This window comes from Bifidobacterium sp. UTCIF-39, from assembly GCF_006408715.1.
Taxonomy (GTDB): Bacteria; Actinomycetota; Actinomycetes; order Actinomycetales; family Bifidobacteriaceae; genus Galliscardovia; species Galliscardovia tissieri.
The window spans coordinates 1-16493 of record NZ_JEOG01000018.1 but is presented as its reverse complement, the minus strand read 5'-3'; the positions used below and the strand labels follow the sequence as shown (position 1 = coordinate 16493).

The window sequence follows — 16493 nt, the reverse complement described above, 5'->3', positions numbered from 1 at the left end:
CCGGTCGTGATTACAGCAGTTCCACCTTGCCCACGATCGCGGCATCGCCGGTGAGCTCCACATGCGCATCATCCACGGCCACGCGCAGAGTGCCGCCACGCACGGTGATGGTCCAATCGCCGATGCCGGTGAGCTGACGCAACGTCACGGCCGTGGCGCACAGACCCGTACCGCAGGACAGCGTCTCGCCCACGCCGCGTTCGTTGACGCGCATGAAGGCACGGCCCGTCCCCGATTCCTCGTCGATGGCGTCCACGCGCACGAATTCGGCATTCTGGTCGGAGGCGAGAACGGGATCGACCACGGGCTTACGGGCGAGGTCCAGATCCTCCACGGCGGGCAGGGTCGCATCATCGGCAAGACCGCGACCGGACCGATCCTCAAGCACGGCGACCACATGCGGATTGCCCATATCGACGAACGTGCCCCGGGCGGCACCCTCATGATCGGGAATCGTCACCACGAAGGCACGGGACTCACCCGCCTTCCACGCGCCCATGTCGATGCAGAACACGTTGCGGCCCAATCCGGGGACTTCGCCGAGCGAGGTGAGCACCTTCACGCCGGCACGCGTTCCCAGCCGCAACGGCTCGCCGCCGGGGGCATCCATGTAGCCCAGTCGCTGGGCGAACAGGGCCGTGGCGCGCGTGCCGTTGCCACACATCTCGGCCAGCGAACCGTCCGCGTTGCGATAGTCCATGAACCATTCGGCGCCCGCTGCCTCAAGATCGGCCACCTGCTCCGCACTCAGATCGGAGACGTATCGGGGGTGGGTCAGACGCAGCAGACCGTCGCCGCCCACACCGAAATGACGATCATCCAGGAACCGGATCTCATCCTCCGTCGGCTCGTACTCGCCATCCGGATCGGCATACATCACGAAATCATTGCCGGTGCCGTGTCCTTTGTAAACAATCTGTGGAATGCTCATGGACACCTAGCGTATGTCAGCGAACAGACGAATCGACCGCGGAGGACTACGCTATGGTGTGGCTGTGGCATGAATATCCGTACCACGGCCTGACGCACACGACGAATATGCGGAACGGAACCATGCGAAGCGGAAAAGGAGTTGGAGCATGACGTCGAACGCACCCATCGGAGTGTTTGATTCCGGACTTGGCGGACTGTCCGTGGTCCGTCAGATCAGACAGGACCTGCCGAACGAATCCGTCCTGTATTTCGGGGACAGTGCGCATGCGCCATACGGCATCCGCGAACCGGAGCAGATCAAAGGATTCTGCTTCGACATCTGCGACCGGTTCATCGATCAGGGGGTCAAGGCCATCGTGGTGGCTTGCAATACGGCCACGTCGGCGGCGGTTAACGATTTGCGCGCACGGTATTCGATTCCGATCATCGGCATGGAACCGGCCCTCAAGGTGGCCTGCGACCGCGGTCATGGCGTCCGGCAGCACATCATCGTGGCGGCGACGCCGCTGACGCTCAGGGAGCGCAAGTTCGAACGGCTGGTCCGCCGGTTCAACGACGATCATGAGATCTTCAAGCAGCCGTGCCCCGATCTGGTGCGTATCGTGGAATCCGGCCAACTGTCCGACCACGATCTGGTGATGGACACGTTGCACGGATACTTCGACCGCTACGATCTCGCCGGCATCGACAGCGTGGTGCTCGGCTGCACCCACTTCGTGTTCTATCGCGACTACTTCCGCGAGCTGCTGCCGGACGACACCGCCATCATCGACGGCAATGCGGGCACGGTGAACCATCTCGAGGTCATTCTCGAATCGTTGGGCGCACTGGCCGAGGAATCGCACACGGGTACGGTAGCGATCTCGAACTCCGATCATGATCCGCGGGTCATGACGCTGTCGCATTCACTGCTTGGCGAATGACCCGATGATCATACCGGCGCGTATCGGCAACCATCGCGTATCGGCAACCATAAGGACGCCCTTCGCGCCTACAATGAACTCTTAACGAAAAGGAACTCGTAATACAAAGGTCCTGACGTAGCCATGGGGAGGCACATATGAAAACGGGAATCATCGATGTCGGGGGCGGATTCCGAGCGATCTACGGCGCTGGCGTGGTCGATCGTCTGCTGGAGGACGACGTTCATCTCGACGCCGCGATCGGCGTATCCGCGGGCAGCGCGAATCTGTCCTGTCTGCTCTCCAGGCAGAAGAACCGCTGCTACCGCTTCTACACGACCTACGCGTTCCGCCGCGAATACGCCAGCACGTACAACTTCATGAAGGATCGCAATTTCGTGGATCTCGACTACGTGTACGGCACGTTGTCGAATCATGACGGCGAGGATCCGTTCGACTATCAGACCGCGCACGACAATCCGATGGATTTCCAGGTGGTGGCGTGCGAGGCGGAGACGGGCGAACCGCATTACTTCCCCAAAAGCCGTTTCCGTCAGGACGACTACGACATCTGCAAGGCGTCGAGCGCGGTACCGGTGGCGTGCGAACCGTATGTGGTGGATGACGTGGCCTACTTCGACGGCGGCATCGCCGATCCCATTCCGGTGCAGAAAGCGTTCGACGACGGCTGCGACAAACTGGTGGTGGTGCTCACCCGCCCCAAGGACGTGCTGCGCGAACAACGCAAGGACAAAGGACCGGCCGCCATTCTCAAGCGCACCTACCCGGCGTCGGCCGAACGGCTGCTCAACCGGTATGCGCTGTACAACGAGGAGGTGGCGCTGGCCAAGCGGTACGAGGCCGAGGGTCGTGTACTGATCCTGGCACCGACCGATCTGTTCGGCCTGTCGACGCTGCACAAGAGCTACGAGGGACTCAACCGCATGTACCGTCAGGGCTACGCGGACGCCGCCGTGGTGGCCGAGTTCCTGGCCGAATAGGGCACGCGCGCACGCAGGCACGCAACATAACGACGGCGTTTCACGCGCGGCGCATCCCCGATTCCCCCGTATAGTGGTCTCTGGTACACACACAACAAAACATAGGAGTTTTGCCATGACCACGGTAGCCATCGTCGGTTGCACCCATGCCGGAACCTTCGCCGCGCAGTCGATCCTGCAGGCACATCCCGACTGGACTGTGCACGTCTACGAACGCAACGACACGCTGTCGTTCCTGTCCTGCGGCATCGCGCTGTGGGTGGGCGATCACGTCTCCGACCCCCAGCGCATGTTCTACTCCTCCCCCGAGGCGCTGGGCAAGCTCGGTGCGCGCATGCACATGCGCCACGACGTGCTCAATGTGGATGTGAAGGGCCGCACGCTGCTGGCGAAGGATCTCGAAACCGACGAGCAGACCACGCTCGCGTTCGACAAGCTGGTCGTCACCACCGGGTCCAAGCCGGTCATTCCGCCGATCCCGGGCCTTGCCGAAGGTCTGGAGGATGGCCGCGTGAAGCTGTGCAAGAACTGGGGCCATGGTCTGGCGATCAAGGAGATGGCACGCAACGCGAAGTCCGTGGCCGTGATCGGTGCCGGATACATCGGCGCGGAGCTGGCCGAGCAGTTCAGTGAGATCGGCGTGAAGACGGTGCTGATCGACGGACTGGATCGTGTGCTCGCGAAGAACTTCGACAAGCCGATCAGCGATGTGGTGGAGCAGGCGTTCACCGATCATGGCGTGACGCTCGCGCTGGGTCATATGGTCACCGAGTTCCGTCTTGGCGCGGACGGCAATGGCGTGACCGTGATGACCAGTGAAGGCGAGTTCACGGTGGACTGCGCGATCATGGGTGCCGGGTTCCTGCCGCGCACCAACCTGTTTGACGGACAGCTGGACATGCTGCCGAATGGCGCGATCACCACCGACGAGTACATGCGAGCGACGATCAGCGGCGAATCAGAGCCGTCGCAGGATGTGTTCGCGGCCGGTGACTCCGCCACGGTGTTCTACAATCCGACCGGCACGTACGATTACATTCCGCTGGCCACGAACGCGGTGCGTCAGGCGCTGCTGGTGGGCGCGAACATTGTGGAGCCGACGCAGAAGTACATGGGCACGCAGGCCACGAGCGCGGTGCAGCTGTACGATCTGTCGATGGCCGCCACCGGCCTGACGCAGGGCGGTGCCGAGGCGCGTGGCGTGACCACGCGGTCCACCACGCTGACGCAGGACTTCCGCCCCGACTTCATGCTCACCACCACGCCGGTGACGTGCACGCTGACGTGGGATCCGGAGACTCGCGTAATCAAGGGCGCGCAGTTCCTGTCCCGTCAGGCGGATGTGGCGCAGGCGGCCAACGCGGTGTCGATCGCCATTCAGGCCGGGTTCACGATCGATCAGTTGGCCAATGTGGATCTGCTGTTCCAGCCGAACTTCAGCCAGCCCGTCAACTACATCGCCGCGGTGGCCATGCAGGCCATTGCCGAGTCGTGAGCGCGAGGCATGGCTGACAGTAGCGCAGGCTGACAGCAACGCAGGCTAATAGCAGCGTGACGTAATACCAGTAATACGAAGAGGGCGGCATCGGTTAGTATCGATGCCACCCCCTTGTGTCCCTTCGCATTGCGTGTATCGCGCGTATCACGTACTGGTTGAATCAGTACTGCGCCGCCGAGACGTCGGCATCCGTTGCAGCCGACTCGTTTCGTGCCGCCGACGGCACGCCATCGGATTCCAGACCGTCCTGTCCGAACGCCTTCTGGAACGAGTCGGCGTCCACGGCGATGCGGTTGCGTTCCGTGGTGCGTACGGCGTTGCGTTCGGCGAGATCCAGCGCCTGGCGCAGATCCTCCACGAGGTCGTATTCGTCCTCGATGCCCACGGCCAGGCGGATCAGCTCGTCGCTGATGCCGAGCTTGAGCCGCTCCTCGCACGGCACTTCGAAGTGGGTCATGCGTGCGGGGAACTCCGCGAGGCTTTCCACCGCGCCCAGGCTGACGGCCAGTCGGAACACGTGCAGGTTGTTGAGCACGTCGGCCGGGTTTACACCCTTCTTCACCTCGAACGAGAGCACGCCACCGCAGCCGTGGAGCTCGCGCAGGGCCAGATGGTAGTACGGCGAGTCGGCCAGTCCCGGATAGTGCACGGTGGCGACGGCCGGGTGGTTCTGCAGGAATCGGGCGATGGCCAGCGTGTTCTCCTGCTGACGGTCCATGCGCAGCGCCAGCGTCTGGATGCCGCGGCGCACCGAATCGCATTCCGTGGGGGCGAGGATGCCGCCGATGCGGTTGAGTGAGTAGTAGAGGCGCTCGGCGACGTCTCGGGTGCGCGCAACGGCGAGTCCGGCGTTCACATCGGAGTGGCCGGCGAGGTACTTGGTGGCCGAATGCAGCACGATGTCCACGCCGAGATCGAGCGGACGCTGCAGGTACGGGGTGAGGAACGTGTTGTCCACGATGGAGAGCGCGCCGTGACGCTGTGCCAGTTCGGCGAGCGCGGCGGTGTCGTTGACCTTGAGCAGCGGGTTGGTGAGCGTTTCGAAGTAGATCGCCTCGACGTGGTCGCCGGCGGCTTCGATCTGGTCGAACACGGCGGTCACGGCGTTGAGATCGGTGGTGTCGACCGGATGGAATTTCAGTCCCCAGCGGTTGAAGTGTTCGTTGACGAGCGAGTAGGTGCCGCCGTAGATGTTGTCGCCGACGATGATGTGATCGCCGGGCTTGAAGATGGCGAGCGCCGCGTGGATGGCGGCCAGTCCGGAGGAGAATGCGAAGCCTTGACAGCCATGTTCGAGCTGGGCGATCTGCCGTTCGAGGAATTCACGGGTGGGGTTGCCGGATCGCGCGTAGTCCCAGCGCGGGGTGTCCTCCACGGAGGAGAACGTGTAGGTGGACGAGTTGTAGATCGGCGGGTTGACCGCACCGGTGTTGTTGTCGTCGACGGTGACTCCGTGTACGAGCTGGGTCCTGAATCGTGCCATTGTTCGCTCCCTTCGTCGGTGCGGTGCCTGATCGGTTGGCACCGTGCTGGTTGGTGTATTGGTGTCGTTCGTTTCGTCGTGTCCGCTGGTGTGCGGGAAAGTGTTGTGGTTTCTACATAAGCGCATGTGCGCACGGCTTTCAACCGTGTCATATTCGGGAAAATTTATATGCCGTTGCACGGGTGGTCGTGCTGCCATGCGCGTTGGGGGCTTGATAGCGGGGTATAGAAAAAACTGATGGGGATGTCGTCGTGTATCGAACACGCCAATGGAGGCGGATGATGAAGCGTGCGATTGGGCGCCGCGAACGGTGGGGTCATGAGTCGGCGGAGCGGCGTAGGTTCGGATGACATGAATGACGTGAACAACGACGCTGTGTACAACAACGATGTGAAACGCGCCGACGGTATGATCATCCGGCACGCGACGATGGCCGACCTGGATGCGCTGGCCGGCGTGGAGGCGGAATGCTTTCCACCCGCGGAGGCCGCCACCCGCGAGGACATCCGCAATCGTCTTGCGGTATATCCCGATCATTTCTGGCTGTTGTTTGACCGTAACGGTACCGTCGACGGGAATATCGGCGCGGATTCCGCGGACGGCCGACTGGTGAGTTTTGTGAACGGCATGACGACCGATACACCCGATCTTGCCGACGGCATGTACGCGGATGCGTCGTTGCATGACGATCATGGCGCATGGCAGATGATCTTCGGTGTGAACACGATCCCCGCGTATCGACGTCGTGGCTGCGCATCCCGTGTGATCCGTCACGCCGCCGACGAGGCTCGTGCCCAGGGACGTCGCGGGATGGTGCTGACGTGCAAGACCGGGAAGATCGCGTTCTATGCGCGTCTGGGTTTCGTGGATGAGGGGCTGTCCTCGTCCACGCATGGCGGCGTTCCGTGGCATCAGATGCGTCTGACGTTCTGAATGCCCGGCCAACGAATCCGATTCCGCAAACGATCGCAATACATCGCAATGCCACATACCAACAGTGGTCCAAACGCGGCGGCGCGAACACGATACCATCGTTCGCACTGTTACGTTTGGACCACCATCAGAACCGAATCCGGTCGGACTGCAGGACCGTATCCGGTCCGGATCACCGCATTCGGACCGCCTGACCGTCCGCAGAATCCGCTGATCCCCTAGCTCTTGGCTCCGCCGAGATAGGCCTCCTGCACCTGCGGATTACCGAGCAGATCGGACGCCTTGCCATGCAGTCGAATACGACCATTCTGCAACACGTACCCGTAATCGGCAATCGTGAGCGCCAGTTCGGCCTGCTGCTCAACCATCAGCACGGACAAGTCGAGCTCGTCACGCAACCGCGCGATCTGCTCAAGCACATCCTCCACCAATTTGGGCGACAGACCCATGGTCGGCTCATCCATGCAGATGATCTTCGGTCGACTCATCAGCGCGCGGGCGAACGCCAGCATCTGCTGCTCGCCGCCGGACATCGTACCCGCCTGCTGACCGCGACGCTCCTTCAGACGCGGGAACCGCTCGTACATGGAATCCAGATCCTCAGCGATACCCGCCTTGTCGGTACGCGTGTACGCGCCGGACAGCAGATTCTCCTGCACGGTCATCTGCGGGAACACGCGACGCGCCTCCGGCACGGACGCGATGCCCGACGCCACACGACGACGAGTGGATTCATGCGTGATGTCAGCGCCCTCGTAATGAATCGTGCCGCTCTTCGGATGATTGATGCCAAGAATCGTCTTCATGGTGGTGGACTTGCCGGACGCATTGCCACCCAGCAGGGAGACGATCGCACCCTTGGGAATGGTGATCGACACATCCTGCAACGCATGCACCTGCCCGTAGAACACGTTGATGTTGTCCAACGACAGCAGCGTCTCCGTGCCGGAAAACGGATCGGCAGCCGCGGACGATTCCGCACCGCCAGACGATTCCGGTTCGTTCACTGTGGCGACGCCGTCATGTTCGATGGCGTTCTGCATGGCGAGCACGTTCACCTGACCATGGCTGCGCGTCTGATTCGTCTCCTTGCGCTTGCCCAGATACGCCTCGACCACCTGCGGATTGGTACGTACCTCATCAGGGGAACCCTGCGCGATGATCCGTCCGCCATCCATGGCCAGCACACGGTCGGACAGTGCGGTCACCAGATCGATCTTGTGCTCCACCAGCAGAATCGTATGACCCTGCGCCTTGAGATGCTGCAGCTGCTCAAGCACCTCCGCGGTCTCCGACTGGTTCATGCCGGCCGTAGGCTCATCCAGCAGCAGCAGTTTCGGCTCGGAGATATGCGCGCGGGCGATCTCCGTACGACGACGGTTCGCATACGACAGCGTGTAGGTCAGATCGTTGCGGCGATCACCGAGGCGCTCGCGGAACCGATCGATCTCGCGGCCGACGCGCACGTCGACCTCCTTGATCTCGCGGACGGTTTTCGGCCCGTGAATCAGGGCCACGCCGGTCTCCGCAAGCAACGGGATCCAGCGGACGATCGGATACTTCTGCAGGTTCTTGAACGGACGCTGCGCCTGCAGTTTCTTGTGGTAGCCAAGGTTGATGTTCTCATCCACCGTCAGTCCGCCGAACACTCGACCGTTCTGGAACGTGCGCGACAAGCCGCGTTCGGACACCTCGGTGGCGGGCAGCCCGGCCACGGGATCGTCATCGATGTCGATGATGCCCGAGTCGGGTGTGATGAATCCGGAGATCAGATTGATCGTGGTGGACTTGCCCGATCCGTTCGGGCCGATGATCGAGATCACCTCGCCCTTGTGCAGGTCGAACGACACCTTGTTCACGGCGTGCAGGCCGCGGAACGACTTGTCAAGCTCGCGCACGCGCAGCACCACGGGAGCCTCGAGCACCTTGCGGCGATGCTCCTCGGGGCTCATCACCACATCGGGAACGTCATGCCCGTCCGGGACGACGGAAACGGAGTCAATTGCGGAATCGTGTACCGAAGTCATGATCTAGCCTCTCAAACCTTGCGCGCGAAAAGTCCCTGCGGACGGAACAGAATGATGACGACCAGCAGCACACCGTAGAGCAGCACGCGGGCGTCGGACGCCACACGCAGCAGTTCTGGACCGCCGATGAGCACGATCGAGCCGAGTACGGCACCGAGCGGCGAGTTCATGCCGCCGAGCACGATGATCGTCAGGATCAGGATCGACATGTTCGAGTTGAAGATGGTCGGATCGATGTACGTGTACTGGTGGGCGAGTAGCGATCCGGCGAGTCCGGCGAAGAATGCGGCCAACGCGTAAGCGAGCGCCTTGTAGGCACCGGTGCGGATGCTCAGCGCCTCGGATGCCTCCTGATCGGAGCCTACGGCCTCGAATACGCGGCCGAGGTGCGAGGAACGGATGCGACTGACGATGACGAGGGTCAGCAGCAGCACGATCACGTCAAGCAGGTATTGCATCTGCTGCGTGTACAGGGACTGGCCGAATATCTTGGGGAACGGAATACCCTGGATGCCGAGCGAACCCTTGGTCAGCGGCTCCCAGATGCGGATGATGGCGACCATGACCGCGCCCACGCCGATGGTGGCGATGGCCACGTAATGGCCGGACAGCTTCCACACGGGGAAGGTAAGGATGCTTGCGGCGATGGCGGCGACCACGCCGGCGACCAGGAACGCGGCGAGGAACGGCCAGTCGAGACGGGTGGAGAGGATGGCCGATGCGTACGCACCCACGGCGAACGGTCCGGCCATGCCGAGAATGGTCTGTCCTGCGGATCCGGAGATCAGCGTCAGGCCCACGGCGGCGATCGAGTAGATGGCGATCTGCGTGCCGACACCCGACAGGTAGTCGGAGAAGAAGAACGGCGTGGCGAGCGCGAGGATGGCGAGGCCGAGATTGCCCCACCACGGTAGGGCGATGGGTCGCCCACCGCCGAGGAATGTGCCGGTCAGCGGTTCGGATTTCACATCGTCGCCGCCGAGCAGTCCCTGCGGACGGATGATGAGGATGATGAGCAGTGCGCCGAAGGTGATGAGATCGTGTGCACCATCGCCGAGGAACGAAATGCCCACGGATTCGATGAGACCGAGGGCCAGGCCGCCGACCACGGCACCGGGGATGGAGCCGAGACCGCCGATGGTGGCCGCCACGAAGGCGGTCATGCCGATCGTGCCGCCGTTCATCGGGTTGATGTTGGTGTTGAACAGGCCGACGAAGATGCCGGAGACACCGGCGAGCACGGCACCGATGACGAAGGAGAGGTTGCGGATGGCCTTGACGGGGATGCCCATCTGGCTGGCGGCCTGCGGATCCTGCGAGGTGGCGCGGATGGCCTGGCCTGCCTTGCCGTATTTGAGGAACGCCCACAGACCGAGCATGGACAGGATGGCGAAGATGATCATGACTACGTCCGACGTGCCGAATCGCACGCCGGCGAGCTGCAGGTTATAGGTGGGCAGCAGTTCGGGGAATCGTCGGGTCTGTGTGCCGAAGATGATCTGCAGGCCGTTGTCGAGGATCTGGCCGACGCCGATGGTGGCGAGCAGTGCGGCGATGGGCTTGCGACCTTCAAGCGGGGTGATGACCAGCGCGTTCATGATCAGGCCAAGCAGGCCGGTGACCACGATCACCGCGATGGCCGTGGGAACGATCCCCCAGCCGAGGGAGGTGCCGAGCCACCATGCGGTCATCATGCCGACCGCCACAATGGAGCCCTGGGCGAAGTTGGCGACATTGGTGACGCCGAAGATCAGCGACATGCCGACCGCCACGAGCGCGTACGCGCTGCCGTGGATCAGACCGGCGAATATGGTATCAAACATGTGATTTCAATCCTCGTAGGGGATGGTTGGAGTGACGGGATTGTACGTATTGTGCGTGAGGAGGAATGGGATGGAACGTGGCGGCTCCCGATCCGGATATCCGGCTGAGGGGAGCCGCCACGTCATGTGGTTATGGATGTTGGGCGTCGGGCAGACGGTCACTTGACTATTCGACTACCCGGATACCCGACTACACAGCTACCCGACTATTCGACTACTCGACTACTCGGTCACTCGCCGTCGTACTGGACGAACTTGCCGTCCTTGACGATCAGCAGGATCGGGTCGATGTTGTCGGCGCGACGGGTCTGCGTGTTGAACTTGAACGTGCCGCCGTTGCCCTGATAGAGCGGGAAGTCGGTCACGGTCTGCAGGGCCTTCTGGATGCCTTCGCGGGTGGGTTCGGTCTTGTTGGCCGCGTAGGCGAGATCGATGATCGCCTGGTAGGCGGTGACTTCGAAGTTGCCCGGGTTGTTGCCGTACTTGGCGTTGAAGTCCTTGACGAACTGCTGGGCCTTCTCATCCTTGGTGCCGGTGGCGGAGAAGCTGCCGGTGATGATGGTGCCTTCGGCGTTCTTGCCGGCGTTGTCGAGGAACTCGGAGGTCTCCTGTCCGCCGAAGAACGGACCGGTGTAGCCGAGCTTGTCGCGCAGGGTGTTGACCACCAGGGCACCGTCGGGACCGTAGCCGATGTTGACCACGGCGTCGGGCTTGGCGTCACGCGCGGGGATCAGGATCGGGGACAGATCAGTGGAGTCGGGCAGGTAGGAGGATTCGTAGGCGATCTGGGTGCCGTTCTTCTCGGCCTCCTCCTTGAAGTACTGGTAGGCCTGCTTGCCCCAGTCGTTCTCGATGTAGACCACGGAGATCTTCTTGGCCTTCTTTGCCACGATGTCTGCGTTCGCCTTCTGGTAGATGTCCTGGCCGATCTGCGGCGTCCACACGTGATCGCCGGTCTCGGTGAACGTGGGTGCGGAGTTGTTGAATCCGTAGTGGACCAGTCCGGCCTGCTGGAAGATCGGGCTGGCGGCGGACGAGGCCGGGGATGTGTAGTCGCCGACCACGGCGATGATGGACTTGTCGGACACGAGCTTGGGTGCCACGGCGGCGTCCTGCTTGGCATCGGACTGGGTGTCGTAGTACTTCAGACCGAGCTTCTTGCCCTTGACGCCGCCATCCTTGTTCACCTTCTCGACGGCCAGATCGAAGCCCTGCTGGAACAGCTTGCCATATTCGGCGTACTGTCCGGTCTTCGGATAGATCACGCCGATGTTCACGGTGTCGGAGTCGGCGGACGACGATGACGATGCGGCGTCACCACCCAGACCGCAGGCGGAAACGCCCAGCAGAGTGGCGGCCACGGTGGCGGCCACGGCCGCGTTGCGCAGTGTTTTCTTCCAGATGTTCATGATTCTTCCTCTCCTGAACAGTGTTGACGAATGATGTTGACGAGTGACGAGTTTTGGATGAGCGCGGCGGATGGCCGATCGGGTCAGACGGTGTAGCGCACTCAAATGGCACGACAGACTCAGACGGCACGATGGGCCGCGAGCGCCTTGAGCGCATCCTCCCCCGCCGGCGTGAACACCGTACAGCTGGGGGCGAGCAGGAACGGCTTGCCGTCGCGCAGTGCGATGGTTTCGTCAAGCTCACGTTCCACGGCCTCGGGATCGCCGTCCACGTTGAACAGCAGCACGTTGGCGCCGCCAACTGGCACGGCCTTGAGGTCGGCGTCGATCTTCGGGTTGCCGGGCAGATACTGATCCCAGTGGATCAGGTCCACACCGAGATCGTCGAACCAGTCGGGGTGGGATTCGGCGCGGCAGGTGTGCAGCAGGATGGCCGCGTCGGGATTGGCCTTGCGGATGGCGTCGATCACGATCCGGTCGTACGGCTTGGAGAACTCCTCGTACTGTGCCTTGCTGAAGTAGCCTTCGCTCACGGTGCCGGTGACCGCGTAGAACACGCCGTCCACGCCGGCGCCTCCCTGGTCGGCCGGTGTGACGAGCGCGGTCGCGTAGTCGGCGAGCGTCAGGGCGATGTTGTTCAGGGCCTTCTTGGCGCGTTCGGGCTGGTCGAGAATCAGCTCCTTGACCGTGGTGTTCGGCGTGGCGTACTCATCGCCCGGGTAGAGCGGTAGGTCGGCGATCTGCAGCAGGGCGGACAGCGGCGAGAACACGGTCTGCAGCACGGCACGATCCTGCAACTGTTCGCGGATCAGCGTCGCACCCTTGATGTGCTCAGCGAACGGGGCGCTTTCATGCACATCAAGTCGGGTCACCTTCTCGATGTCGTCCGGAACGTCGATACCGTTGGTGAGCTTCTTCGGCAGGACGAAACCGTCGTAGCGATTCCGGTCGTACGTGGAGCCCCACGCTTCGGAATAGTAGACGGCACGAGGATTGATCTTCACCCAGTCCCAATCCCAAGTCTTGACGAAGTCCACGTAGGCTGCGGCGAACTCCTCGGCACCGTACTCGTGGCCGACGAGATGCTGCCAGGCGGCGGTCAGATACGGTACGGTTGCGGTGCCCTTGACGATGTCATGGAAGACTGCGCGACGATCGGTCATGATGGTTGTCCTTCTCTTGGGATGGCATGCCGTGACGAACCGCTCACGGCATGAGTGTTGGAAACGAGAGAATATCCGTTCCGATCCGAGGTCTGCAGCTCCCGGTCGATTGGATGGTTTTAAGAAAAGCGCACTTGATGTTTCAGCGCAAGCCGTGAAAGGCGTGTTGATTACAGGCTTTTCTTATAGCCATTCATCGATGCGAACGTTTTCCATAGGTTTTGCAGACCCTATCGAAAACGCTTATATGGCAGATCGCAGAAAATGCTGTCGGATCGACGCGCATTCGGGTATGAAGGGAATGACACAACATGTTCGAACTGCCGCATCCGGTCGATCTTCGATATCACCGTTGAAACTATCGGGGTGTGGCATCCGCAAGCGTAAGGGGACCGATTTTGGCAGCCAAACTGTACTTCATCGTCGGCGGCAACATGCCGACCGCGATCATCGAGGCGGTGCGCCGCAAGGCCGACGCCTACCCGGTGGATCACATCTACGTGGAGGAGATCTCCTCCGAGCGCAGTGATTATCTGGCCAGGATGTACGGCACCGAAACCGCCACGCCAACCAGCCGTGTGGATGCGGACATCGTGGTAATCGCCGTGCGCCCGCAGGACGATGTGGCCGGCGTGGCCAAGTCGATCTCCGAACGATTCGATCCGGCGAAGACCGTCGTCGTATCGATCGTGGCCGGATATACCATCGCCAAGCTGCAGGCCGTGCTGGGCGCGGACTGGCGTGTGGTACGTATCATTCCGAACACGCTGACCACCGTCGACTACGGCTATAGCGGAGCCGCACTGGGTGAGGGTGCCAACAAGGATGACGTGGACACGTTCCTCACCACGTTCGGCAAGGTGCTGTACGTGGAGGAGCGTCTGATCGACATCATCACCGGCTTCTATCCGCCGAACATCGTGTACCACTTCATCGACGCCTACGTGGACGCCGGCGTACTCGCCGGACTGCCGCGCGACATCGCCAAGGCCATCGCACTCGACACGCTGATCGGCGGCACCGAATTCCTCAAGCAGAAGGACGTATTGCCGCAGGTGCTGCTCAACATCAACAACTCCCCTGGCGGCGTGGGCATCACGCAGGCGTACACGCTCAACAAGACCGGGTTCGCGGCGGCCATCCAGTCGGCCGTGCTCGCGGCGGTGGAACGCACCACCGCGCTGGGATCGAACTCGAAGTAGCGGAGGATCGTCGCGGATAAGCGGCGAAAGGAACCGGAAGGGAATCCGAAAGGAAAGGGGTAAACGATCATGGCACAGCAATTCACATGGGATCATACGGTCGAATTCGTCAACGACCTCAAGCAGGCCGAGCAGGCGTTCGCCGAACAGGGACTGACCGCCAGCTACGGTGGCAAGCACGTGGGGCACGGCACCGAGAACTCGCTCGCCTACTTCAACGACAACTACCTCGAGTTTCTGACGCTGTACAGCCGTAGCGAGGCGTTGGCGGAAACGCTGACACGCGGTCAGATCTTCCACGAGGCGGGCGAGCTCCTGCCCGAGTTCGAGGGCTTCTACCGTCCCGCGTTGCATGTGCACGGCATCGAGGCGGCCGCTGAACGACTGCGGTCCAAGGGCGTGGAACTCGGCGAGATCGTGCCGGGCAACCGCACCACGGCCAACGGCGAGGAGATCCGCTGGCAGCTGCTCTGGCTGCAGGGTGACGATCACGGACTGCGCTACCCGTTCGTGATCGACTGGAATGCGGACGAGGCCACGCAGCTGGAACGCTACGAGCAGAGCGGTCTGCTGCATCGTCATGCGATCGGCGAGGTGAACACCCGTCGTGCGATCTTCGAAGTGCCCGATCCGGCAGAGGTTTCCGCGCACTGGGCGGACCTGTTCGATCTGGAACGTACAACCGGCGTTGACGCCGATGGACGCGAGTATTTCGACCTCGCCGTCGGCGGCGGACGCGACTGGCGTTTCGTGACCGGCGAGCGCAACGGCATCACCGAACTTCAGTACACTGCCCCGGCCGGCAAGTCCTTCGACATCACCGTCGGTCAGGCCCGCTACCGCAGCGTAGAGGCGTGATCGACGGATTATTCCGGTTTTCCCGTACTCCAAAACAGGATCTGGGTATTTCCGTATCATGAACACCCCGTCGTCAACTGGACTGCGGTCGTTGGACGACGGTGACTATGGGAACTATGCCCATCGAGACTGATGGCCATGGCGCATGGATAGAATGTGCATGCAAAGGAGGAAAGTCGCATGCCGGAATCCGTCAGGCTCGTCACTTGGCTACAGCGTGAACGCGAACAACGTGTTGACGGGGGCCTCTACGCCACCACGCAGATCCTGTTCTCATACAACTCGAATCACATGGAAGGGTCCACGCTCTCGCCCGAACAGACCGCGCAACTTTTCGATACGGGTGCATTGCTACCATCTGACGCGAACAATGAGATCAAGGCGGACGATGTCATCGAGACGACCAACCACTTCCGTGTGTTCGACTGGATGCTTGACCACGTTGACGAACCCGTGAACCGGGGCATGATCTGCACGATGCATGCCATGCTCAAACGCGGTACACGTCAGGAGCTCGACCCCGACAGGAACGTTGGCGGCTATAAGATCCTTCCCAATGTCATCAGTCAGCTTGTCGGCATCCATACCGCGTTACCTGAGGACGTACCCGCCGCCATGGAACAGGTCTTCCGCCTGTATGCGAGTCTCACGGATGATCCATATGCCATTGCCAAAGCGCATTGGATGTTCGAATCCACCCATCCGTTCTCCGATGGCAACGGGCGTATCGATCGACTCGTTATGTTCAAGGAGCTGCTCAGACTCGATACGATCCCTGCATTGATCCTTGACCAGCATCACAACCTGTATACGCTCGCATTGACGAACTTCCCCGACGAACCCGGGTATCTCGTTGACCTACTGCTCTCCGAGCGTGATCATTACCAACAGCTCGTCAGGCAGCTCGCGCCAGAACGCATCTCCTAACACCTACAACGATCAATGGGATCGGAGTAGTGTCACCGCGTCGGTTCGAAATCCCTATGTCAAGGACCGTTGGGACGAAGAAGAACTTCGTCGCGGGACGCGCTCCTAGCGCTATGGGTATTTCCGGACTCCAACAATCGGCTCTGGGTATTTCCGTATCATGAACACCCCCAACACAGGGTCTTCGTGATACGGAAATACCCAGAGCCGGTTATCTATACCGGTTCGACCCAGACTTATCATCCGGGAATACCCAGACCCATGTCCGGAAACACCCAGATCAGAGTCCATCGAGTCCGGAAACACCCAAACCCGTGTCCGCCGTGTCCGGAAA

The 16493-nt window shown here is 61.6% G+C and carries 12 protein-coding genes and 1 pseudogene; 7 read left to right on the top strand and 6 right to left on the bottom strand.

Translation table 11 applies throughout. The features are described 5' to 3' along the window. Positions 1-10: 10 nt before the first annotated feature. Positions 11-931, bottom strand: coding sequence for a diaminopimelate epimerase (dapF, locus tag EP30_RS07940; protein WP_140557634.1), 921 nt, complete (start codon positions 929-931; stop codon positions 11-13). Positions 932-1079: 148 nt separating this feature from the next. Here dapF and murI point away from each other — a divergent pair, with 148 nt between their 5' ends. The 3 genes from murI (at position 1080) to EP30_RS07925 (ending at position 4331) form a co-directional block, all read left to right on the top strand. Then, positions 1080-1856, top strand: a complete 777-nt coding sequence (murI, locus tag EP30_RS07935) for a glutamate racemase (protein ID WP_140557632.1) — start codon at positions 1080-1082, stop codon at positions 1854-1856. A 137-nt stretch (positions 1857-1993) separates the two neighbouring features. Beyond that, complete coding sequence (locus tag EP30_RS07930) at positions 1994-2836, top strand: patatin family protein (protein ID WP_140557630.1); 843 nt, start codon at positions 1994-1996, stop codon at positions 2834-2836. A gap of 115 nt (positions 2837-2951) precedes the next feature. Continuing rightward, on the top strand, positions 2952-4331 hold the full coding sequence (locus EP30_RS07925; RefSeq protein WP_140557628.1) for an FAD-dependent oxidoreductase: 1380 nt from the start codon (positions 2952-2954) through the stop codon (positions 4329-4331). A gap of 316 nt (positions 4332-4647) precedes the next feature. Here EP30_RS07925 and EP30_RS07920 read toward each other — a convergent pair. Then, a pseudogene (locus tag EP30_RS07920) lies at positions 4648-5817 on the bottom strand (trans-sulfuration enzyme family protein); the annotation flags it as partial. A 351-nt stretch (positions 5818-6168) separates the two neighbouring features. On the opposite strand from EP30_RS07920, the gene EP30_RS07915 reads away from it, so the two are divergent. Then, positions 6169-6750, top strand: coding sequence for a GNAT family N-acetyltransferase (locus EP30_RS07915; protein ID WP_258185431.1), 582 nt, complete (start codon positions 6169-6171; stop codon positions 6748-6750). Positions 6751-6968: 218 nt separating this feature from the next. On the opposite strand, the gene EP30_RS07910 is transcribed toward EP30_RS07915, so the two are convergent. From EP30_RS07910 to EP30_RS07895, 4 genes are all read right to left on the bottom strand, one after another. After that, on the bottom strand, positions 6969-8702 hold the full coding sequence (locus tag EP30_RS07910) for an ATP-binding cassette domain-containing protein (RefSeq protein WP_211279452.1): 1734 nt from the start codon (positions 8700-8702) through the stop codon (positions 6969-6971). 86 nt (positions 8703-8788) lie between these two features. Then, positions 8789-10600 (bottom strand): ABC transporter permease, encoded by a 1812-nt coding sequence (locus EP30_RS07905; RefSeq protein ID WP_140557623.1) that lies wholly within the window; start codon positions 10598-10600, stop codon positions 8789-8791. A gap of 230 nt (positions 10601-10830) precedes the next feature. Further along, the gene (locus EP30_RS07900; protein ID WP_140557621.1) at positions 10831-12009 is read right to left on the bottom strand and encodes an ABC transporter substrate-binding protein; all 1179 of its coding nucleotides are present in this window, start codon (positions 12007-12009) and stop codon (positions 10831-10833) included. A 119-nt stretch (positions 12010-12128) separates the two neighbouring features. Next, on the bottom strand, positions 12129-13172 hold the full coding sequence (locus EP30_RS07895) for a uroporphyrinogen decarboxylase family protein (RefSeq protein WP_140557619.1): 1044 nt from the start codon (positions 13170-13172) through the stop codon (positions 12129-12131). A 398-nt stretch (positions 13173-13570) separates the two neighbouring features. On the opposite strand from EP30_RS07895, the gene EP30_RS07890 reads away from it, so the two are divergent. From EP30_RS07890 to EP30_RS07880, 3 genes are all read left to right on the top strand, one after another. Further along, positions 13571-14374 carry a pyrroline-5-carboxylate reductase gene (locus EP30_RS07890; protein ID WP_140557617.1) on the top strand — a complete coding sequence of 268 codons (804 nt, stop codon included), beginning with the start codon at positions 13571-13573 and terminating at the stop codon, positions 14372-14374. Between the two features lie 69 nt (positions 14375-14443). Next, positions 14444-15232, top strand: a complete 789-nt coding sequence (locus EP30_RS07885) for a VOC family protein (RefSeq protein WP_140557614.1) — start codon at positions 14444-14446, stop codon at positions 15230-15232. A gap of 180 nt (positions 15233-15412) precedes the next feature. Continuing rightward, positions 15413-16159 carry a Fic family protein gene (locus tag EP30_RS07880; protein ID WP_258185430.1) on the top strand — a complete coding sequence of 249 codons (747 nt, stop codon included), beginning with the start codon at positions 15413-15415 and terminating at the stop codon, positions 16157-16159. Positions 16160-16493: the final 334 nt, after the last annotated feature.